The organism is Pseudoalteromonas sp. CNAT2-18.1, from assembly GCF_022347865.1.
Taxonomy (GTDB): domain Bacteria; phylum Pseudomonadota; class Gammaproteobacteria; order Enterobacterales; family Alteromonadaceae; genus Pseudoalteromonas; species Pseudoalteromonas ruthenica.
In genome coordinates this window covers 435,231-455,779 of record NZ_JAKRFR010000003.1, presented here as the reverse complement: position 1 = coordinate 455,779, position 20,549 = coordinate 435,231, and the positions used below count along the sequence as shown (strand labels likewise).

19 protein-coding genes are annotated in these 20,549 nt (G+C 48.4%); 11 read left to right on the top strand and 8 right to left on the bottom strand.

What is annotated here, in order from left to right; genetic code table 11:
- Position 1 precedes the first annotated feature (1 nt).
- Complete coding sequence (locus tag MHM94_RS08895) at positions 2-1,177, top strand: mandelate racemase/muconate lactonizing enzyme family protein (RefSeq protein WP_022945905.1); 1,176 nt, start codon at positions 2-4, stop codon at positions 1,175-1,177.
- A gap of 49 nt (positions 1,178-1,226) precedes the next feature.
- Here the strand turns inward: MHM94_RS08895 and MHM94_RS08890 are convergent, their stop codons facing one another.
- Together MHM94_RS08890 and MHM94_RS08885 are read right to left on the bottom strand one after the other, a co-directional pair.
- The gene (locus tag MHM94_RS08890) at positions 1,227-1,595 is read right to left on the bottom strand and encodes a hypothetical protein (RefSeq protein ID WP_045980552.1); all 369 of its coding nucleotides are present in this window, start codon (positions 1,593-1,595) and stop codon (positions 1,227-1,229) included.
- A 5-nt stretch (positions 1,596-1,600) separates the two neighbouring features.
- Positions 1,601-3,175: a S41 family peptidase gene (locus tag MHM94_RS08885; RefSeq protein ID WP_235419247.1), complete on the bottom strand. Its 1,575-nt coding sequence runs from the start codon at positions 3,173-3,175 to the stop codon at positions 1,601-1,603.
- 197 nt (positions 3,176-3,372) lie between these two features.
- Between MHM94_RS08885 and MHM94_RS08880 the strand changes: the two genes are divergently transcribed.
- Positions 3,373-3,777, top strand: a complete 405-nt coding sequence (locus tag MHM94_RS08880) for an META domain-containing protein (protein ID WP_053910063.1) — start codon at positions 3,373-3,375, stop codon at positions 3,775-3,777.
- Here MHM94_RS08880 and MHM94_RS08875 read toward each other — a convergent pair.
- Complete coding sequence (locus tag MHM94_RS08875; protein ID WP_235419248.1) at positions 3,774-4,163, bottom strand: acyl-CoA thioesterase; 390 nt, start codon at positions 4,161-4,163, stop codon at positions 3,774-3,776. The two genes, MHM94_RS08880 and MHM94_RS08875, sit on opposite strands and share 4 nt — an antisense overlap.
- Before the next feature lie 74 nt (positions 4,164-4,237).
- On the opposite strand from MHM94_RS08875, the gene MHM94_RS08870 reads away from it, so the two are divergent.
- A complete protein-coding gene (locus MHM94_RS08870; RefSeq protein WP_045980555.1) occupies positions 4,238-4,966 on the top strand; it encodes an SDR family NAD(P)-dependent oxidoreductase in 729 nt (242 codons plus the stop codon).
- On the top strand, positions 4,967-5,809 hold the full coding sequence (locus MHM94_RS08865) for an amidohydrolase family protein (protein ID WP_235419249.1): 843 nt from the start codon (positions 4,967-4,969) through the stop codon (positions 5,807-5,809).
- A gap of 55 nt (positions 5,810-5,864) precedes the next feature.
- Here the strand turns inward: MHM94_RS08865 and MHM94_RS08860 are convergent, their stop codons facing one another.
- Complete coding sequence (locus MHM94_RS08860; RefSeq protein WP_235419250.1) at positions 5,865-8,903, bottom strand: TonB-dependent receptor; 3,039 nt, start codon at positions 8,901-8,903, stop codon at positions 5,865-5,867.
- A 339-nt stretch (positions 8,904-9,242) separates the two neighbouring features.
- On the opposite strand from MHM94_RS08860, the gene MHM94_RS08855 reads away from it, so the two are divergent.
- Positions 9,243-11,285: a winged helix-turn-helix domain-containing protein gene (locus MHM94_RS08855; protein ID WP_328283187.1), complete on the top strand. Its 2,043-nt coding sequence runs from the start codon at positions 9,243-9,245 to the stop codon at positions 11,283-11,285.
- 53 nt (positions 11,286-11,338) lie between these two features.
- Here MHM94_RS08855 and MHM94_RS08850 read toward each other — a convergent pair whose 3' ends face one another.
- A complete protein-coding gene (locus MHM94_RS08850; protein WP_022945896.1) occupies positions 11,339-11,668 on the bottom strand; it encodes a 5-carboxymethyl-2-hydroxymuconate Delta-isomerase in 330 nt (109 codons plus the stop codon).
- Positions 11,669-11,679: 11 nt separating this feature from the next.
- Entirely contained in the window at positions 11,680-12,267 is a 588-nt protein-coding gene (locus tag MHM94_RS08845; RefSeq protein ID WP_022945895.1) for an outer membrane beta-barrel protein, read from the bottom strand.
- A gap of 120 nt (positions 12,268-12,387) precedes the next feature.
- Here MHM94_RS08845 and MHM94_RS08840 point away from each other — a divergent pair, with 120 nt between their 5' ends.
- From MHM94_RS08840 to MHM94_RS08820, 5 genes are all read left to right on the top strand, one after another.
- Positions 12,388-13,167: a hypothetical protein gene (locus tag MHM94_RS08840; RefSeq protein ID WP_022945894.1), complete on the top strand. Its 780-nt coding sequence runs from the start codon at positions 12,388-12,390 to the stop codon at positions 13,165-13,167.
- On the top strand, positions 13,164-13,790 hold the full coding sequence (locus tag MHM94_RS08835; RefSeq protein ID WP_235419252.1) for a LysE family transporter: 627 nt from the start codon (positions 13,164-13,166) through the stop codon (positions 13,788-13,790). The genes MHM94_RS08840 and MHM94_RS08835 overlap by 4 nt, the downstream gene beginning before the upstream one ends.
- Positions 13,787-14,287 carry a gamma-glutamylcyclotransferase family protein gene (locus tag MHM94_RS08830; RefSeq protein WP_235419253.1) on the top strand — a complete coding sequence of 167 codons (501 nt, stop codon included), beginning with the start codon at positions 13,787-13,789 and terminating at the stop codon, positions 14,285-14,287. The genes MHM94_RS08835 and MHM94_RS08830 overlap by 4 nt, the downstream gene beginning before the upstream one ends.
- Entirely contained in the window at positions 14,284-15,840 is a 1,557-nt protein-coding gene (locus MHM94_RS08825) for a serine hydrolase (protein WP_235419254.1), read from the top strand. The genes MHM94_RS08830 and MHM94_RS08825 overlap by 4 nt, the downstream gene beginning before the upstream one ends.
- A 115-nt stretch (positions 15,841-15,955) precedes the next feature.
- Positions 15,956-16,873 (top strand): histone deacetylase family protein, encoded by a 918-nt coding sequence (locus MHM94_RS08820; RefSeq protein ID WP_138587313.1) that lies wholly within the window; start codon positions 15,956-15,958, stop codon positions 16,871-16,873.
- On the opposite strand, the gene MHM94_RS08815 is transcribed toward MHM94_RS08820, so the two are convergent.
- Positions 16,870-17,196, bottom strand: a complete 327-nt coding sequence (locus MHM94_RS08815) for a hypothetical protein (RefSeq protein ID WP_235419255.1) — start codon at positions 17,194-17,196, stop codon at positions 16,870-16,872. The two genes, MHM94_RS08820 and MHM94_RS08815, sit on opposite strands and share 4 nt — an antisense overlap.
- Before the next feature lie 22 nt (positions 17,197-17,218).
- Between MHM94_RS08815 and MHM94_RS08810 the strand changes: the two genes are divergently transcribed.
- Positions 17,219-19,735 (top strand): EAL domain-containing protein, encoded by a 2,517-nt coding sequence (locus MHM94_RS08810; RefSeq protein WP_235419256.1) that lies wholly within the window; start codon positions 17,219-17,221, stop codon positions 19,733-19,735.
- Here the strand turns inward: MHM94_RS08810 and MHM94_RS08805 are convergent.
- On the bottom strand, positions 19,708-20,529 hold the full coding sequence (locus MHM94_RS08805) for a DUF2797 domain-containing protein (protein ID WP_022946777.1): 822 nt from the start codon (positions 20,527-20,529) through the stop codon (positions 19,708-19,710). The genes MHM94_RS08810 and MHM94_RS08805 overlap by 28 nt on opposite strands.
- Between the last annotated feature and the right edge of the window lie 20 nt (positions 20,530-20,549).

Below are 20,549 nucleotides of genomic sequence, written 5' to 3'. Positions count from 1 at the left end.
CATGAAAGTAAATCGTGTAGAAATATTTGATATTCACTGCCCAGAGCGCCCAGCTTGGACACCCGTATTTGTGCGTATTCACACCGATGAGGGGATCAGTGGTGTAGGTGAAGCAGGCTTGGCTTATGACTTGGGGCACAGTGCTGCAGCAGCGATGATTAAAGAAATGGCGGATGCATTTTTAATCGGTCATGACCCATTCCAAACGGAACTGTTATGGTCGCGGATGCTGCGTGAGAGTTTTTGGGGGCTCGGTGGTGGGCCGGTGGTCTACGCCGCCATGAGTGCGATAGATACCGCGCTTTGGGATATCAAGGGTAAAGCTTTGGGCTTACCTGTATACCAATTATTGGGCGGCAAGGTGAATGATGAACTGCGTACTTATGCGTCGCAGTTACAGTTTGACTGGGACAGCGAATTTAAGGCCTTAGTACAGCCGCAAGAGTATGCTGAAGCCGCACTTAAGGCGGTGGCGCAAGGCTACGATGCTGTGAAAGTGGACCCAATTCAATACGATAAACAAGGGAACACTTACTACGATCGCACTAAGATCATCGACCGTGGCGAGATGAAACTGTACCGCGCGCGGATGCAAGCCATTCGTGAAGCGGTGGGGGACGAGGTGGATATTATTTTTGAATGTCATAGCCTGCCCGGAGCAACATCGGCAATTCAGATTGGTGAAATCGCTGAAGAATTCGATTGTATGTACTACGAAGAGCCGGTGAATTATCTCAACCATTCTTTGCATGCAAAGGTGGCAGACAAAGTCGCCGTGCCCATCGCCGGTGGTGAGCGTTTATATAACCGCTGGGGTGTACGCCCTTATCTTGAAGATCAAAGTATTGACGTACTGCAACCGGATATTGGTTTGTGCGGTGGCTTTACCGAGACTAAAAAAGTCTGTGACTATGCCGATATCTTCGATGTGCGTATTCAAGCGCATGTGTGTGGCGGGCCAGTAGCTACGGCGGCGTCCTTGCATCTAGAAAGTGCGATTCCGAACTTTTTAATTCACGAGCATCACACCTATGCCATTAAAAAGTGGAACCGCGAGCTGTGTATTCAAGACCCGCAGCCAGTGAATGGCAAGTTTAAGGTCAGTGAAGCGCCAGGCATTGGCATTGAGCTTAATGATGAAGTCGTGATGCGCTCATCAAGAGTTGAAGTGAAGTAGCTTAACTGGATACAAAAAAGGCCAGCCTATGCGCTGGCCTTTTTTGTTGTTACTGGCATTGCAGCTGTGGCGCCGCGACTAGGGTGTCGCTATTAAGGTGATGGATATAACACTGGTCTTCATCGCGCATAAGCATAAAGCGATCGGGCATGGTGATTTGTTTGCCCATGATAGGGTTGCCTTGGCTATCGACCACATTGGGATGGCTTAGTACCAATGAGCTTTGCTGAGTGAACACGCCGCCACTGAGGCGCACCTTATCAGCGTCAAGGATGCGACTGATAATCTCAGCGACTTGCTCGTCTGCGGCATTGACCAGTAGGGTTTGCTTGAGCTGCGAGTCGCTGGTGCTATTGCAACCGGTACTGGTGATAAACAGCATTGACGCCAACAGGGTTGTGATTTTTTTAAGAGTCATAGCCGTTAGTCCTTTATCACTGGCGTCATTATCCGGTTGTTTTGCAACTTGCTGTGCGTGCGGTTATCGCCGATGGCAGCTGCTCCTGAATTAGCCGCAGCATTGCTAACAGCATAACCTTTTAAGCCAGCTAAAGTGCTTGCTGCAGGGCAGTTACCGGTCGCGCGGTAGCCAAGAGCTGCACTGAGCAAGGCCTCATTACGATCGCCGAGTAAATGATTAAAGTCATCGGCTACAGCGCAGCCTTGCACAAGCACTGGCGCGCGCTCGGTATTAGTAATATTCTGCGGCGCAAAGCCATCGGCATATTCACCAAACCCTTTGTCATTGACGCCAGTAAATTGAATGGTGAAAAAGGTGGTATCGCAATTATCGGTAGGGTAAAAGCCATAAGGCTTGCCACAGGTGCCATCGCCAATGAGCACCACCTCAAAGTTACGGCTATCGGGGATACCCCGTAAGCCGTTAATTAACGCTTCGCTGGCGGAGCACGTATTGCTGGTGGTGAGCACGAATACACGGTTCAAATTAAGACTTGGCAAGGCTGTGCCCGCGCTGATCCCGGAGTCGGGATCGAAGCCAATGTATTCGTCAATAAAAGGAAAGGGGGTTAAGGGATCGCCAGTTACCGGGTTTGTGTCTGGGTTTTTATCATTAAAAATAGTTTGCTCGAATATCACCCCATTGGTGTTATTGCTACCTGCAATCATATACCCAAGTTGAGCCGCCATGGCGAGAAAGCCACCACCGTTGTAGCGCATATCAACCACCAAGTCAGAAATATTGGCGCTGGCGAGTTGATTAACCGCATCAACCAGCTGACGCTCGGCAGGTGCATTGTGATCATTAAACTGCATATAACCAACATTGCCAGTGCCGGTACTGAGTGTGCCCACCTTCATTACTGGGTCTTGGATGAATTGCGCCGAATCTAAGGTAATACGCTGTTGCTGGTTGGAGCCGCGCAGGGTGAAGGTAAACTGTGTTTCAACTCCTGTTTGCGTGGGGAATAAGGCGGCGTTAATGGCGTCGACATTGTCGCTATTGACAACATCCACGCCATTTACAGCGGCGATTTGCCAACCTCGCTCAATGCCTTGGGTGCTCGCATCAGTATTCGGCTCGCTGTAGGTCACCACGACCTCGCGCGGAGGAGTCGCCTTGACAACGCGAAAGTTAAAACCATAGCCTAACACACTGCCACTTTGCTGTTGTTGCTCCCATTCATCGGTGGGCAGGCTAAAGTGAAAGTTATCTTTGGGCGCACCGGACGCGGTGACGTCATTCGTTTTCAGTACATTGAAGTAGTCAATGACATCGGTGATGGACGCGGGATCGCGGTCTTCAATTTCATCGTACCAAAGGTAAGTTTCATTACTCCATGAGCGCAGCCAGTACTTTTGGTCTAGCGCAGCGCATTGGCCTTTAAATTGTTCGGAGTCAGCAAAAACACCGGCTACCCAACCTGTATCGGGGCTAGGGCCTGGGGATGTAGTATCGTCACTGCCACCCCCACAGCCACTTAAGGTAGCTATGATAGCGGCACATAAAGCCGTTCGAAAAGAATGTTTAATGATCATGGAGTTTCGCCTTAGTGTTAGCCTGTAAGTAACTTTATATCAAAGCGTGTAAGACTGTAAAAAGAAAGTTAACTCTTATGATTTATATCGCTTTCTTTTAGTTAAAGCAGTGCATTATACGTTGCTTTGCATTAGCATTAGCGCGATAGTTAATACCCACTACGGACGTGGCTAAGAATAAGCGTAAGGTGTAATAGGTGAGAGCAAAACAAGTCTTTGCGATGGCTATGGTTTTAGCGTTGAGCGGTTGTGCATCAACTGACGAGCAGCTAGCGGATGCAGCGAAGTACCATGACTGGCAGCTTATGTCCGTTGACGGTCAAGATGTGCGCCATCATCAAGCCTCACTCAGCTTTATTGATGCTTTGCAGCTAAATGGCTTTTCCGGTTGCAATGACTTCTTTGCCGCCAGCAATATTCGCGAGCAACGCTTAGAAGTCACTAATCTGGGAATGACCTATAAACAATGTAACACCGCATTGACAGGCACAGAGCAAGCACTATTGGCGACGTTGAAGTCAGCGCCGATTGTGCGCCTTGGCGAGCGTCAAATGACGCTGAGCGGCGAGCATGTGCTCACCTTTAAGCGCACCACACCTTAAGCGATTAGCGTTTCCAGTTCTTTGGCAACAAAAGGGCGACCTTTGGCATTCACCGCCGTCCCTATCACTTTGGCCTGTAGGGCCACTTTGTCGTCAGCACTACGATAAACATTTTGCACAAACGCAAATTTTAAGCGGCTTTCGCGCACAACCTCTACGGTAACGTAGAAATGATCCCCCGGCGTAAGCGATGCTTTGTAATCCAGCTCGCTACGCAGCACCACCAAGTTGATTTTATCTCTCGCAAGCGCAGCAAAATCAACCCCTTGAGCGAGTAAAAACTCGTGACGAGCATGCTCTAAGTAGTTGAAATAAACACTGTTGTTAACAATTCCTTGAATATCACATTCGTAATCGCGTACTTTCATATCAATACGAAAGGTCATAATCTCAATTCCTATATTTTTATTTGGCGCTGATGCTAGTATGGGGATTACAGTACATCAAGGCGTAAATGAATATGAGTGAAATCGCTATTGTAACCGGTGGTAGTAAAGGAATTGGTCTGGCCATTGTCGAAAAGTTATTAGCGCAAGGGTATCGCGTCTATAACTTGGATATTGTCACGTCGGAGCAAGGCGAGTATCGCCATTGTGATATGCGCGATGTGCCTAGCGTAAAAGCGATCATTGCAGAGATATGCGAGCGTGAGCAAGGGGTTGATGTGTTGGTATGCAATGCGGGAATTCATCGCAGCGCCACCATAGAGCAGACCGATGAAGCGCTGCTGGATGAAGTTATCGCGCTCAACATAAAAGGTGCTTATGCGGCGACCCAAGCCGTGCTGCCCAGTATGCGCAGCGCTAATAAAGGGGCGATTGTTTATATCTCTTCTGACCAAGCACTGGTGGGTAAGCGCAACTCCTTCGCCTACAGCCTATCGAAATCTGCATTGGCTTCGATGGCGAAAACCACAGCACTGGATTACGCCGAGTTTGGCATTCGGGCCAATGCGGTGTGTCCAGGTACCATAGAAACGCCGTTATTCCACAATGCCATCGACAACTACTGCCAGCGCAGTGGCGCTAACAAAGAAGAAGTGGTGGCGCAGGAGTCAGCGATGCAGCCGTTGGGGCGACTCGGGCAAGCCCATGAAGTGGCGAGCCTAGTGGCATTTTTAGCCAGCGATGAAGCTGGGTTTATCACCGGATCACTGCAGGTGATCGACGGTGGTTACACGGCCCAGTAAATGTCGCAACGCCTGTTTGACCCTCATGTGCACTTGTTTGACCTTAGCCGGGGTGACTATCACTGGTTAAGGCGCAAAGGACCGCCATTTTGGCCGCAAAAACAGGCTATTACGCGCAATTTTAAGCAACAGGATTTGCACCTTAAGGAGCCGTTGCAACACTGCGGCGCGGTGCATATTGAAGCCGGTTTTGACAATGCTGAACCCGCTCGAGAGCTACAGTGGTTGGCTGCCACGGGATTTACTGGGGCCGCCATTAGTCATGCCGGGATTGACCTGGCCCCTGCTGATTTTGCTGAGGCATTAGCTAAGTTACAACACCCCCTATTGCGTGGTATTCGTGATATCACCGAAGGCGCAGATGGAGCGCGATTACTTAACCCCCATTGCATCGACAACGCCGCGCTGTTAGCAGAGCAAGGGCTTCTTTTTGAGGCGCAATTTACACTTGCTGATAACCAATTATGTAAACGTCTTATTGAGTTGGCTACTGCTGTGCCGACTATCAACATAGTCATTAATCATTGTGGCTTAGTGAGTGTGGATGGGTGGTCATTATGGCAAGACAACCTAGCGTTATTGCGTAGCTGTGACAACATCTTGATCAAATGCAGTGGCTGGGAAATGTTGTATCCACATAAGTCAGTGCAGTGGCAGCAGCAGGTTATTAAATGTTGTATTAACGCGCTGGGCGCTGAACGGGTGATGCTCGCCAGTAACTTTCCCCTGTGTTTAATGCAGCAAAGTTACCATCAGGTGTGGCAGGGGTACGCCGATATGGTGTTGCCGCAAAAGCACAAACTTATGCACGATAATGCTTGGCAGCTTTATCGCCAGTCATAAAAAAGCCTCTCATTGAGAGGCTTTAGTCAACAAGGTAGGGGATGAGCCTACTCGTTTAGAAGCTGTATTGGGCTCCAAGATAGACAAACCGGCCGACACCACCGCCATATTCACTATCAAAGTTGCCGACGCCATGCTCGACATTATCGCCTGTGTAAGGAATAAACGGGCCTTGGTCGTCAAAAATATTATTTACCCCAGCAAATAGGCGCACGTCCTGCTCCCCTTGCAATGCGAGGTTATAAGAAAGCGAGATATCATGGGTGATATAAGAGGGGTAATATAAATATTTTGGCTGCTCTGGGTTTTCGACACAACTATCATCGCCGGCGGCACAACTTGCGGCATTCTCGGCAAAGAGTTCGCGCATGTCTTCAACGCGGTCATGGCTATCAACGATGTCGCTTTTGTACTTGGTGGTCCAACGTACTCGTAAGTCTTCATAAGACCAAGTGAGTGAAGCGCGAGCTTTGTCGGTAAAAATGCCAGAATCTAGCTCGCCATCGTAGCGATTGACCACCGTGCCGTCGTTACCTTCATAGGTAATGCTGTACTCGGTGACGTGGTTCCAATCGAGCTTTAAGCGCAGACTACCGTACTCGGGCAAGTCGTAACGGTAGTTGATGGCAATGTCATAGCCCCGAGTACGGGTTTCGCTAAGGTTAAATACACGCTGCAAAATTTGTGTGATTTGACCATCACTGTCACGGGTAATGTCACCACAGAAACTATTATTTTCACCAAAGGGCACCGAGGCTGAGGCATAACACTCTTGGAGAATATCCTCATTACCAATTTGTTCGATGGAGTCACTGATTTGGATATCATAATAATCGAACGACATGCCTAAATTAGGAGCGAAATCCGGCTGTACGGTTAACCCTAACGTGTAGGTGTCGGCGGTTTCTTCTTTGAGCAGCTCGTTACCGGTGTTAGGTGAGTAGCCGCTGTTTTCATCTTCAAACACGCCTTCGTTTGCAATCGCTTGGGCAATTCCCGCTTCTTGGCGACAGGCATCATGACCAAGCTCTGTGGAGGTTGCTGTTACGCCGTCACAGATATCGCTGAAGCTATCAAAGTCACCGCGTGGTGGCGACATTAGCTCAGTAATGTTCGGGGCTCGCTGTGCTCGAGAGTAGTTGGCACGAACCATATAACCTGAGGCTGGCACCCAGCTAAACCCTGCGCGGTAACTCGCCATGGTATCTATGCCTTCTGGGCTATAGTTGGCAATGCGTAGCGAGGTTTCTAAATCCAGAGATTTTGCTAAAGTTGCGTCTTTAAGTAAGGGGATGGAGGCCTCGGCAAAGGCTTCATAAATATCCATATCACCTGAGAAGGTCGGCACTACGTTAAAGGTTACGCCGCCATATCGCTGCTCTTTATTGGTGATCACATCTTGGGTATCGCGGCGGTACTCAAAGCCAAAAGCAGTCGCCACTGGGCCAGCTGGCATCTCGAATAGATCGCCCGTCATATAGCCTTGCACGTTTAGCTGAGTAATATCTGTGGTGATCACGGGAGTGGCCCGGATCCAATCCGCCATCTCTGGTGTAATCGAGCCAATACCGAAAATATTCAGCGGTACACAGCCCTCGGCTCGTGCATCGGCATCTTTACATTGCACCGTGCCATCAGCCAGACGCTCAGAGGCGAGGGCTTGGCGTACACGCACGGTATTTAGCTCATTAAGGCGCTTTTGTTTTTGCTCAAAGGTGCCATAGCCTATTGAGACATCCCAGTCCCACTCATCATTAAAGGCCGTGCCTTTTAAGCCTGCCCAGCTACGAATCGTTTCTCGGCTGTTATCTGTGGTCACTGGGCCGACTTCGGCAAAGCGGCGGTCCCAGTTGACACGGCCTTTCGCATTATCGCGAATTTCATCGGGCAAGAAGGGGTTATCAAGCTCAATATACCCTGGGCTAATTTCACCCGCAGCGCCCGTTAATGGGTCGAGAATGAGTGCATCTGCGCCTTCATATTCGTCCTCTGGCGATTTCACATTGCGGGAACCAGTTTTGCTGTATTGCACTTGTGCATAGCCGCGAACACTGTCATTCAAATCGTAATCAAGTTTAAAGGCGGTTGCGAAGCGATCATTGGGGACCTTAATCTTATCGAACATCTCATAGTTGATACCATCGCGCTCTTCATTCCAGCCACTTTGTAAGCCATCAGCGGTGTAATAGTAGCCTCCGTCAGCGGCATCTAACCCTTCTTCGAATACCCCGCCATAGGTACCATCGCTGCGCTCTCGCCAATCGGCTTGAGTGATGTCACGCATACATTGGTCACCATCGATGGTGTTCATGGCATTACACATTTTACTGGCGAGGTAATCATAACTGGCCTCAATCGCTGCTCGGTCACGGTCCTCCCAATTAATGCCAAATTGACGATCCCATGTGGCGCTAAAAAAGCCGTAGCCTTGGCCATCAGCAAAGGTAAAGCCATGCTCGGCATCTAGGGTAAATTCGTCGCCACCGCCTTCAGGCGTGGTGCCGCCGCGCACTTTAATTTCGCTGCCGACTTTATCTGTTTGGGTGATGATGTTAACCACCCCGGCTATGGCATCAGAGCCGTAGACGGCTGAAGCACCACCGGAAATGACTTCAACACGTTGCACCATGCCAGAAGGTATGGTGCCCAGACTGATATAGTTGCCGCTGTAGCTGTTGGAGACAACGCGACGGCCATCGATCAGGGTTAAGGTGCGGTCAGTGCCTAAGTCTCGTAGGTTTATGGTGGATAACCCGGTATTTTGTACACTAGATTGGCTGTTGGTGTTACTGAATGATTCACTGATCGCGGGTATTTGATCGACTAATATCTCAGATAATGAGCCAAGCCCAGTGTCGTTTAGTTCGTCTTTACCGACGCTGACAATGGGTGAAGGCGTGTCAAAATTGGTACGACGTAGTCGTGACCCAGTGACGATGATTTTCTCAACTTCTTCTGGCTGTTCAACGGTGGCGGGCGCGGCGTTATTTTGTCGCGCTATTTGTTGCTCGTTAGCCACTGCATAGCTGCTAAAACAGGCGCTAATTGCTGCTGCGACTAGACACTTTTTAAGTGGGGTTTTGGAGTAAGACACGATTGTTCCCTTTATTATTATATTCGAGGTGCTGCCGCAGCGTTTTAAACCAATAACTGGGGGAAATCAGTTTGCCTGCGCGGCAGCGATGGGTCTTTAATTATGTGTAATATTACAGTGGTTAATTACATGTAACCGTTGTAATTTGATTGCTGACAACTAGCAAACAAGGGAGCCTCTTTTATCAACCTTTTTTATATCTATTATATATCTATTCCTTAAAAATCATGTGCTTAATTTAATTTCTCGACCCTTTATCGCAAACGGCTTGGTTAACTAAAGTGAATCACTGTAGACTGCAAAAGTGGATATGTTGGCTTTTTGGGTTGTATAGAATTAGTGCAGTTTGGCAAGGAATTTTTAATAGGTGCGTGTCATATAGATGTAAGCCGTTGCATTATTACATGTGGGCAGAATAGTCATGCGTTGCAGCCCAAATTCATGGAATTATTATGCTATCTAGCCGAGCGCTATCCTGAGCCTGTCAGTCGCGACGAGTTAATTGCGCATATTTGGCAAGGCAACGCCTATGTAGGCAAAAAAGCACTCACTAATGCTATCTGGCACCTGCGTAGTGCCTTTAAACAATGCGATGCGCAGCATGAATACATTGAAACATTGCGCAAAACGGGTTATCGCTTGTGTATTTCTCCGCAGGCACAAGAGCCTAAGCAAGCACAGACAAAACCGCTTAAACGCTCGTTCGCTTTGATTTTCTTGGGGATTATGGCTCTGTCTGCGATCATTTTTTTCTGGTGGCCGCAACCGGCAGCTAAAATAGCGCAGCCGAGTAGCACTAAAATCACCGATGAGTTAGGGCGTGAACTCTTCCCCAGTGTATCGCCCGATGGTCAATGGCTGTTGTACTCGTGGCGCCGCCTTGGCCAACCTACCAACCTTTACAAACAAAGCTTATTAGCACCGGAGCAAAGTGCACAGGCAATTACACAAAGCCCGTATCGTGAAAGTCGTGGGGTATTTAGCGCTGATATGCATTCATTATTTTACTACCGTAAGGGTAAGGATATCGGCTGCCAAGTGGTGCAACATTCTTTGCTTAATAACAAGGTGCAGATACTGGATCAGTGTTTAAGTAAAGGCAGTGCTGATGTTGCTATCTCGAAAGATGGTCACACATTAGCGTATATCGGCTTGAGTGCCGACGGTACTACTAACATTGCTTATTTGCGTGATTTGCGCACCGGTAGCAAGCGGCCTTTGAGCTGCATCCATGAGCCTTGCCAGTTTCGTGATGAAGCATTAGCTTTATCGCCGGATGCCTCGCAGGTGGTGGTTAGCCGCAACTATGACTCAGGCCATGAAGAGTTAGTCTTGATCAATGCCACCAGCGGCGAGCAACAGCAACTTACATCAGGCTTTCTCGATGTGCGTGGTGTGGCATGGCATCCTTTATTATCTCGGCTTACATTTTCTGTTATTGAACAAGGGCGTCGTCAAGGTTATCACTTGCATTTGCCCAGTGGACAGTTACAAGCCCTCGATTTGCCTGGCTTTAGCTATCCGCATTATGGGCCAGATGGTGCCTTGTATTACCACCGTTGGCGCATTCCTAAATCGATAGTGAGATTAAGCCTAGACGCCGATGTGGCCTCAACTCCTTTCCCCTTGCTGCTAGGTGAGCACAGTGTGCGCTACCCCGCATACAGCGAACAAGCCAAAAAAATAGTGTTTGTCTCCAATGAGTCAGGCTTTGATGAGCTATGGAGTGCCGATGTCGACGGCAGCAATCGCCGCCAACTCACGCATTTGCAGATGACCGCAGAGGACCCGAGCTGGTCTCATGATGGCCGCTATATTGCCTTCAATGCTTTCAGTGAACACAGTAATCATTTGTATATCTATGATATGCACAGTGGCCGCGCTCAGCAGCTAGAAGTGTCGCTTAATTATTTTGGGCGTCCTACGTGGTCTTTAGACAACCATCACCTTTATGTTTCTGACCAGAAGCAACTTTATAGTATTGATTTGAACACCCTGAGCGTGCAGGCGCTGACTCAAGATGGCGGCGCTTATGCAATGGCGATGGATGAGCAGACCTTGATATACGCCAAACCTCAAGGTAAGCGATTGTACTTACTTAACTTAAGCGATGGCACTTCGGCACCGCTGACCGAGGAGGTGCTCTTGTCGGGCGCCTACGGATGGCATTATCACAATGAAAAGGTGTACTTCTTTAAAGTTAATCGCGCCGATTATCGTATTAGTCGCTATGATATGGCCACGAATAAGGTGACCGATGTGATCAGGGTGCAAGAGCGCGGCTTCTCTCGTAATTTGGGAATGAGCTTTGTGCCGCACAAGAACTGGCTGCTGTACAGTGCCTATAAAGACCCGCAAATTGACATTATGGTATATCGCTAACGGCCAAAGGTAAGGCGAGAATCGAATACTCGCCTCACCTGTCTTGGTCCGTATTACCCTTTACAGTATATATCTGGCTCAAGATCACGCACATCGACGCTGAGACAATCTGATTCGCGACAATAAGTGCGCAGACACTCTAATAAGTGATTGCTGAGTTGCTGTTTCTGCATGGGCGAGCGTCCCGCCATAATGTAAGCACAGATGTGAATGAAGCCTTCTTTGTTTTCGCCAAGTTGATAATGGCGATAGGCGATGGCCCGCGTCTTAATCGCATCTAATTCAAAAAGGCCACTGGAAAAGGTGGCTTGGTGTACTTTTTCTACCAGTACCTGGGGGAGTACAGGCAAATCTTCTGAGTGTTCTACAACAATGTGTGGCATGGCTGAACTCGTTAAAATCGCATACTAAATGCCAAGCTGGTATTGAATTGGTTTAGCACATCTCCATCAAAATGCCAGAGGCATTGATCATTTGGATCGTTGCTAATGGTGCAATTAAAGTCGCTGTCATTATTAATAATGGTCGCTAACCAGCGTACCTCGAACATAAGCTGAGCGTTGTCGGTGACATGATAGCCAGCGCCAGTGAATAACCCGGTGGCAAAGTAGGTATCGCTGCTTAACCATTCGGGGTCGACATTCGCGGCGCCAATTTGGGCCCCAAAGTAACCCGTTGTCGAGCTCGCTAGGGGATACTCTACGGCACTTTGAAACATATAGTGTTGAATATTTACTTGGCGCTCATTATTCCCTTGAATATCGCTCTTGTTGGCTGAGTAATAAAAGCCATAGCGAGCATCGGTAATGGTCCTATCGATACTAAAAGCAAAGTGGTTGGCATCTTCAAGGTCAATATCGGCGCCTTCTTTGGTTTCTAGGCTTTGACTAAATGATTGACCGCCATAAAGGGTCACGGCTACATCGGCGGCAGCAACGCTGCTAAATAGGGTCGTGGCTAACAACAACGAGCGTGTGATCATAAGGGCTCTCCTTGAGCGTTAGTGTGACATCGATAGCTGAGCCATATCGCTGATGGCTATCATTTTTTACCCAAGTTGATATGCTTGCAGTTAACGACATAAGTTGCAATAAAAAATTACATGTTAAGTTGGTTAAAACCCTCGCCGTTACTGACCGAGAGCGAACAGCAGTGGCTGCTTGATGCCTTTTTATGGGCCTTCGAACATTTTGATGCGGATTACTTTCGCAATCACAGTCGCTTGGTGCAGCCCAGTAATGAATTTTTCCAGGGGCAAAGTAGCAGTACAGAGCAAATGGCGGCGCAAGTGTTTGCCCAAGTCAAAGCGCACAGTGGCTTGCAAAATTGGCCTATTCAATTACTCGGTCCAGGGCAGATGCCAGAGCAGCAATTTCCGTTGATGCGTTTCAGTGGTGCTTTACGAGGCGAGCAAGCGCACTGTGTTGAGCACAGTCATGCGATCTTTGTGTCTTATAACCCGCAGCAAATTAATCAACCTCAAGACTTAATCGCCAGTTATGCACAAGCATTTGCACGCATTATGATTTATCAGCGTGGGGTATTGCCACCAGGTGGCGAAGCCATGATAGGTGCCGCTACTGAGGTAGTGGCCAGCTTCTTTGGTTTTGGCGTGATGCTTAGCAACACCGTCTATCAGTTCCGTGGCGGCTGTGGCAAGTGTTACAACCCCTACGCTAATCGCGCCAGTGAGCTTTCTGAGCAGCAACATGTGTTTTTACTGGCGTTATTTTGTTTTATCAAAGGGGAAAAGCAAGGCACCGCACACTTGAAAGGACACTTGCGCAGTTATTATAAAAAAGCGCATAAGATTATCAGCACACTGGCCAATCATAGTCCGAACCCGATGTTGCTATCCTTGCTGAGCAAGGAGCAAGTATGAGCTATTGGCCGGAATTTTTAGCGATTGCCAGTGCCCACTTCTTTGCCGTTGCCAGTCCCGGTCCTGACTTTGCCGTAGTACTGCGTCAAAGTGTGCGTTTTGGTCGCGATAATGCACTTATTACCAGCGCTGGGGTGGGCGCGGGTATTCTCGTACACATTATTTACTGCCTCGTAGGTGTGGCATTACTTATCTCGCAGGCACCTGATTTATTTAATTTGCTTAAATTCATGGCAGCCGCTTATTTGGCATACATGGGTATTCAGGCTTTACGTCATGCGAAACCGGGGCAAGTTGAGCAAGTCCACCCTACTACCACGCAGCCTGCAGAGTCATTTATAGTGGCCTTTCGCCGTGGTTTTTTAACCAATGCGTTAAACCCCAAGGCAACGCTGTTTTTTTTATCGTTATTTACCCTAGTGATCTCAATCGACACGCCCAAATGGGTGCAACTTGGCTACGGGCTCTATATGGCACTGGCGACTTGGGCGTGGTTTTCTTTTTTATCCATTATGCTGACACGAGCACGAGTGCGCACATTCTTCCTTGCTAAGGGGTTTTGGTTTGACCGTGCCATCGGCGTAGTACTTCTACTATTAGCGACACAAGTGGTGCTTTTATGACACAGTTTTATTTTGCCTTTGGCTCAAATATGTCACTTCACCGTATTCGCGCTCGCCTGCCAGCGGCTGAGCGCATTGGCGTAGCAGAACTCAAAGGCCACCGTCTTGACTTTGATATGCTCAGTCTGGATGGTTCTGGAAAATGTACGATTCATCCCAGTGACGATGAATCCGTGTATGGGGTTGTGTGGCAATTAAGTGATCACGAACAAGGTATTTTGCACGATATCGAAGGGCCGCGTTATGACATTGAAACTCGCACGGTCACTCTTATCGACAGCAATGAACACGTGCAGGTGTTTTGTTACATTGCCAATACCTTAGATAAAGTTGCGCTGCCGTTTGATTGGTATGTTCAGCATGTGTATTACGGCGCCCGTGAAGCTCAGCTACCGGAGCATTATGTGAACGCTATTAAAACTAGGGCCAGCGTAGAGGATTTAAATCGCGAACGGCATTTACGGGAAACACAGATGTATAACAAGGAACAAAAATGAAACTGAAAACATTGTTAGCTTCGAGTGCGCTATTCGCCGCTCTGCACTTACCTAATTCGGCCTCGGCAGCACTTGATAAAGATAAAATAACCGCCGCTATTGAGCACTCTATGGCCCGATTTGATGTGCCGGGTATGGCTGTGGCCGTCGTCGAAGATGGCGAAGTGGTGTATGCCCAGGGTTTTGGTGTGCGTCATATTCAAAGCCAAGAGCCAGTGACTAGTGAGACCTTGTTTGGCATTGCCTCCAATACCAAAGCTTTTACCAGTGCGGCGCTCGCAATGCTGGTAGATGAAGGCAAGTTGGACTGGGATGATAAGGTGCAGACACATCTGCCGGAGTTTCGTTTGCACGATCCGTATGCATCGGCGCATATGACTATTCGCGACCTGTTGAGTCACCGTAGCGGGTTGGGGCTTGGGCAAGGCGACTTAATGATTTGGCCAGACACCAATAAATCGGTGGCGGATATTCTCGCCGGGCTAAAGCATTTAAAACCAAAGTCGAGCTTTCGTAGTCAATATGCCTACAACAACTTAATGTTCGTGACCGCCGGTGAAGTGGTGGCGCGAGTCAGTGGTATGAGTTGGCAAGATTATATTGAACAGAAGATTCTCACACCGCTTGAGATGACCCGCTCACGCGCCGGGTTCTCGCGTATTGCACCAGATAATACTAACTATGCTACCGGGCATATTCCTTTAGATGGCAAGCTGCACCCATTTTTCGTCAACTACCTTGAAGACTTCCGTGGTGCTGGCGCAATAGCTTCCAATGTTGAAGAGATGAGCTCGTGGTTAAATACTCAGCTCAATGGCGGCACAATGGCTAATGGCGAGCAACTTTTCAGTGAAAAGCAGCAACGTGAGATGTGGTTACCGCATATTAACCGCGCCGTGTCGAAAAAAGCCTTTGCCGACTCGCGTCGTCAATTCAGTGGGTATGGTTTAGGGTGGTCGATTGTTGACTATCACGGTTACAAGCGTGTTGGCCATGGTGGCGGTATTCTTGGCATGGTCTCTCAGGTTTCTTTGATCCCTGAAGAAAAGCTCGGTGTTGTGGTGTTATCAAACCAGCAGGCGTTTTCGGCTTTATCAGCGGTGACCGAGGAAATTTTTGAGCAAGCGCTGGAGCTAGAAGATAAAGACTGGGTCGAAATTTACGCTGAACAGCACTTTAGCCGCAAGGAAAAAGCCTATGCTTCAGCTAAACCAGCCATGGTGGAAGATTACCAACAGGCATTGCCTAATCATTATTATACCGGCACTTTGCACGATGCTTGGTACGGCGATGTGATTATCGAAGAAGTGAGCGGCACGTTGCGTATCGATTTTACCCATACTAAACGCTTAAAAGGGCAGCTCAAGCATCACAGTGGCAACACCTTTATCGTTAAGTGGGACGAGCCATTGCTTGAAGCCGATGCTTTTATCGAATTTACCATGGGTAGCGATAATACGCTAAAGTCAGCCTCTATGCGTGCGGTGGCACCACAGGTGACAGACTTTAGCTTCGACTTCCGTAATTTAGATTTACGAGCCACAGAGCAGTAAAACCGTGATAATAAGGCACCTAAGGGTGCCTTGTTCATTATAAGACTAAAGGAGAAAAGCGCATTGATGCGAGCTTGTTTACTATATAGGCTCCATGTAATTGCCTAAACCGCTTATGTCTCGAATCGCTGTTATTACTCACCCCGCATGTCGCCGTCACGAAATGGGCAGTGAACATCCTGAGTCACCGGAGCGCCTTGATGTTATCTCTGATCGTTTACTTGCTAGCAGCCTGGACTTAGAAGTGCGGCAGCTGCAAGCACGTGGGGCGCAACGTCAAGATTATCTGCGGGTTCACAGTGAGCGCTTAGTGCATGAGGTAGAGCAGCGCATACCTGATATTGGCTACGCCGATTTAGATGGTGATACGCGTCTGTGTCCACAAACCCTTCATGCTATTGAGCGAGCCGTCGGCGCTGGGCTCACGGCGGTAGACGAAATTCTCGCCGGGCATATCGATGCTGGTTTTTGTGCGGTGCGTCCACCAGGGCATCATGCCAGCGAAGATCGCAGCGCCGGGTTTTGTATTTTCAATAACCTGGCAATCGCTGTACGCTATGCGCAGTCACTGGGTATTGAACGTATAGCGGTATTGGATATTGATGTTCACCATGGTGATGGTACCCAGAGTATTTTTAGCGACGACGATTCGGTGTTGTTGTGCTCGCTGTTCCAACGCCCTTTATACCCAGACCCCGAACTCATCGCGCGCGATAACCTAGTGCAATCACCACTGCCGCCTGCCAGTGATGGCCAAGCATTGCGCGAAGTGGTTGCGCAGCAGTGGCTGCCAAGGCTGCAAGAATTTAAACCCCAGCTTATCTTCGTCTCTGCGGGCTTTGACGCGCATTTAGAAGATGATATGTCGGCGCTGAAATTTGTCGAGCAAGATTACGGCTGGTTTAGTCAATGCATTAGTGAGTTTGCACAAAGTCATGATGTGAAAGGGGTGGTGTCTTTTTTAGAAGGGGGTTATCACCTCTCTGCTTTATCTCGCAGCGTTGAGCATTATCTACGAGGCCAGCTGGGTTAATCGACGAACTTCCACACTTGGCTTTCATCACCAAGCCTTAGCTTGCTAACACAACATTCGCCTTCGCCAATCAGGTAAGCTTTTAACGCCTGCTGTAACATCGGCCACTGGCGCTCAATGCGCTGCCCGGACACATCAAAATACTGCTGGTGAGTATCAACAATAAACAGCACCTGAGCACTGTTGCAAAGGTGTGCCAGTTCGCTGGCGCTATCACAACGGGTTAGATGAGCGGCTTCAACGGCCAGTACGGGAAAGTGAAAGTTGGTCATTTTTTGTTTTATGTCAAATTGTGCAATGCAGTGATTGTCTAGTATAGCCATGTTACAACCTCCAGGAATGGCTATGCAACTGAGCACTCGTGACTACAAAGTAAAAGACGCCAAGCTATCGGCGTTGCACTTTTGTATGCCTCACCAGCCAGCCATTGCTGTTATCAAGCTCATGCGCACCCACAATGTCAGTGCGATTGCCATTCGCGATAAAAATAAGGTGATCGGGATTTGGACCGAGTCAGATTGTGTTCGTGCGCAAGCGCACAATGGTGATGTTTTGCGCCAACCCATTCGTACCTTAATGTCGACCCCAGTGCATACGATTAGTGATGATAGTGCGCTTAATGACGCCGCCAATAAATGTGCAACCTTGGCGATTCGTCACTTAATTGTGGTTGCTGACGACGATACCCCCTTAGGGCTGTTGTCATTGGCTGATATTGTCGGCAATCAGGGGTTGGATCATTACCTTAATCTAAAATTGATTGGCGATCATTTTGATCACCGTGTGCCCAAAGTGCAAGGCAGCGACAATGCTCGGGTCGTAGCCCAACACATGGCGAAGTCGAATACCCATGCGGTGCTGGTGGAGCAGCAACAACACGTGGGTATTATTACCGCCACGGATGTGCTGGAAATGATGCTCGCGGCACAGGGGCAATGCTGTTGGCCCTTTGCCAGTAAAGAGCTGGTCACTGTAAGTTGTGAAGATACCTTGCTGCATGCTTATCGGTTATTGCACCAACATGGTATTCGTCATTTGCTTGTCACAGCGAGCAAAGAGTCGCAGCGAGTAAAGGGGGTGCTCACCCTCAAGCATATCAATACCGAAATTGAGTCTGCTTATTTAAGTGAATTGGAAGCGGTATTAGCTGAGCGCGATTGTGCGTTGCAGGCCTCGCAAAAAGATTTGTATTTAGCGAATAAAATTATTGCCGCTTCCCTAGATGGCATCATGATCACCGATGCTCAGGGAACGATTCTACAAGTTAACCCTGCTTTTACTCGACTAACTGGTTACAGTGCTGAAGAAGTACTAGGCAAGACCCCGCGAATATTGAGCTCTGGCACTCATGAGCGCAGTTTTTACCAGGCGATGTGGCAGAATTTATCGCAGCAGGGGGTATGGCAAGGCGAGATTTGTAATCGCCGTAAAGACGGCGACACCTATGTCGAATGGCTCACCATCATTGAGATTAAAGATAAGCAAGACAGCGATTTAGTCTATGCGGGGATCTTTACCGATATAACTGAGCGCAAAGCGTCGGAGCGCAAAATCACAAAGCTTGCTTATTTTGATGACCTGACCGGGCTGCCGAATCGACGCTTGTTTAAAGACCGGCTCAGTGTCGCCCTCGCGCACGGTCAGCGGCAACATCAGCGCTTAGCCATTATGTTTATCGACTTAGACCACTTTAAAGGCGTTAATGACAGCCTTGGTCACAGTGTTGGCGATGAGCTGCTAAAGCAAGTGGCGAAGCGATTACAACGCTGTGTGCGCAGTGGCGATACCCTAGCACGTTTGGGGGGCGATGAGTTTACCTTACTGCTTAACGAGGTAGCGGATATCGATGAGGTGATCGCCTGTGCAGAGAAAGTGTTGGCTCAATTTAAGCCCTCCTTTTCGTTGGCAGGCCAAGCCATCACCATTACTACATCAATAGGTATTGCTATTTACCCTGATGATGGTGAGAGCATGGAAACCTTGCTAAAGCATGCTGATGTTGCGATGTACCGCTCTAAAGACTTAGGTAGAAACTCTTATCAGCTGTTTAAAGCGACTATGAATGCCCGCTCTTTGGAGCGCTTAACCATGAGCAGTCGAATTAAACAGGCGCTGGTCAATGATGAGTTTGAATTGTTTTTACAGCCTATTGTCGATTGCCAAACAACGCAGTTGTGTGGTGCTGAGGCTTTACTGCGATGGCAAGACCCGCAACTGGGCATGGTAGCACCAGGACAGTTCATTCCACTGGCCGAGGAGCTTGGATTGATCATTGATATTGATAAATGGGTGATCACTCGAAGTTGCGCGCTGCTTGCCCAGTGGCAACAGCACACACACTTTAGTGGCACTTTATCAATTAACTTGTCAGCGGCGCACTTATGTCACCATGATTTAGTCGATACCGTGACAGCGGCTATCAATGAGCATGGAGTGAGTGCCGAGCAACTGGAAATTGAAATTACCGAAAGTAGCTTCATTAGCTCATTTAGCCAAGCACGGGAAGTATTGTTAGCGCTCAAATTACTAGGAGTAAAAGTGGCTTTGGATGACTTTGGCACCGGCTATTCGGCGCTTAGTTATTTGACCAAGTTACCGATTGATAAGCTCAAGGTTGATTCTAGCTTTATTGCTAAAGTGCCGGATGAATACGGCAATAGCGAAATTGTCAGTGCCATTATTGCCATGGCCTCTAGTCTGAACTTGTTGGTGGTTGCCGAAGGGGTGGAGAAGCCTTGCCAACACCAGTTTTTACAAGGCTTAGCCTGTGATTACGTGCAAGGTTTTTTACTTGGCGAACCTTGCAGTATCACAGACTTTAATAATCGCTATGTTTATCCGTGCGCTACTTCTACTTCGTAAGCGCCAAATTTGCGAATATTAATTACACCCGTATCTAAAATTAAGTACTGGCCTTTAATTCCTTGTAGTACACCACTGACCTGCGGGTTCTTATCAAAATTAAAGGAACTGACTTTGCTCGGATAATCTTGTACTGGGTAGTTAATTTCTACCACTTCTTCGTCGAGCAGTTCCACTGCGGTGGCTCCAAAGAGCTCAGCCAGCTCATCTAACTTGTGCTGAATTTGCGGCACTAACTCATCGCGCGCCGCTTTCAAGTCAACATCGACGCTCGTGCCCTTTAGCATATTGCGCCAATTAGTTTTATCGGCAATAAAATCAGCGAGAGCAACCTCGACTAAGCCAGACTGTAGACGGGTTTGCACCTTAAAAATAGGCAGCGCAGCGGTCGCACCTTGATCTATCCAGCGAGTGGGGATTTGTGTATGGCGAGTAATACCCACTTTAAGGCCTGAGGTGTTAGCCAAGTAGACATAGTGCGGGATCATACAGTTTTCCTCACCCCACTGTGGCTCGCGGCAGGTGCCTTGGTCATAGTGGCAGGTTTCCGGCTTCATAATACACATATCGCAGCTAGCGAGCTTGCGCATACATACGAAGCAGTGACCTTGTGAGTAGCTCTTCTTGGTTTTTTTGCCGCAGTTTTTACAAAAGATATTGCCGGTGTGAGTTAAGGTAATGGGCTGACCCATTAACTCATTCAATGACAGCAGTTCGTCACCGACGGGTAGCTGGTAATGTACGCCGTCGCTATCACTTAGCGCGGCTTTCATTTTATTTAGTGTGCCTAGCATTTAACGCCCCAATGTTAAAA

What these genes read in the sequence shown, in the direction of transcription:
- MHM94_RS08895 (WP_022945905.1), top strand. Translation starts at nt 2, where the DNA reads ATGAAAGTAAATCGTGTAGAAATATTTGATATTCACTGCCCAGAGCGC.
- MHM94_RS08890 (WP_045980552.1), bottom strand. Translation starts at nt 1,595, where the DNA reads ATGACTCTTAAAAAAATCACAACCCTGTTGGCGTCAATGCTGTTTATC.
- MHM94_RS08885 (WP_235419247.1), bottom strand. Translation starts at nt 3,175, where the DNA reads ATGATCATTAAACATTCTTTTCGAACGGCTTTATGTGCCGCTATCATA.
- MHM94_RS08875 (WP_235419248.1), bottom strand. Translation starts at nt 4,163, where the DNA reads ATGACCTTTCGTATTGATATGAAAGTACGCGATTACGAATGTGATATT.
- MHM94_RS08870 (WP_045980555.1), top strand. Translation starts at nt 4,238, where the DNA reads ATGAGTGAAATCGCTATTGTAACCGGTGGTAGTAAAGGAATTGGTCTG.
- MHM94_RS08865 (WP_235419249.1), top strand. Translation starts at nt 4,967, where the DNA reads ATGTCGCAACGCCTGTTTGACCCTCATGTGCACTTGTTTGACCTTAGC.
- MHM94_RS08850 (WP_022945896.1), bottom strand. Translation starts at nt 11,668, where the DNA reads ATGCCACACATTGTTGTAGAACACTCAGAAGATTTGCCTGTACTCCCC.
- MHM94_RS08845 (WP_022945895.1), bottom strand. Translation starts at nt 12,267, where the DNA reads ATGATCACACGCTCGTTGTTGTTAGCCACGACCCTATTTAGCAGCGTT.
- MHM94_RS08840 (WP_022945894.1), top strand. Translation starts at nt 12,388, where the DNA reads ATGTTAAGTTGGTTAAAACCCTCGCCGTTACTGACCGAGAGCGAACAG.
- MHM94_RS08835 (WP_235419252.1), top strand. Translation starts at nt 13,164, where the DNA reads ATGAGCTATTGGCCGGAATTTTTAGCGATTGCCAGTGCCCACTTCTTT.
- MHM94_RS08830 (WP_235419253.1), top strand. Translation starts at nt 13,787, where the DNA reads ATGACACAGTTTTATTTTGCCTTTGGCTCAAATATGTCACTTCACCGT.
- MHM94_RS08825 (WP_235419254.1), top strand. Translation starts at nt 14,284, where the DNA reads ATGAAACTGAAAACATTGTTAGCTTCGAGTGCGCTATTCGCCGCTCTG.
- MHM94_RS08820 (WP_138587313.1), top strand. Translation starts at nt 15,956, where the DNA reads ATGTCTCGAATCGCTGTTATTACTCACCCCGCATGTCGCCGTCACGAA.
- MHM94_RS08815 (WP_235419255.1), bottom strand. Translation starts at nt 17,196, where the DNA reads ATGGCTATACTAGACAATCACTGCATTGCACAATTTGACATAAAACAA.
- MHM94_RS08810 (WP_235419256.1), top strand. Translation starts at nt 17,219, where the DNA reads ATGCAACTGAGCACTCGTGACTACAAAGTAAAAGACGCCAAGCTATCG.
- MHM94_RS08805 (WP_022946777.1), bottom strand. Translation starts at nt 20,529, where the DNA reads ATGCTAGGCACACTAAATAAAATGAAAGCCGCGCTAAGTGATAGCGAC.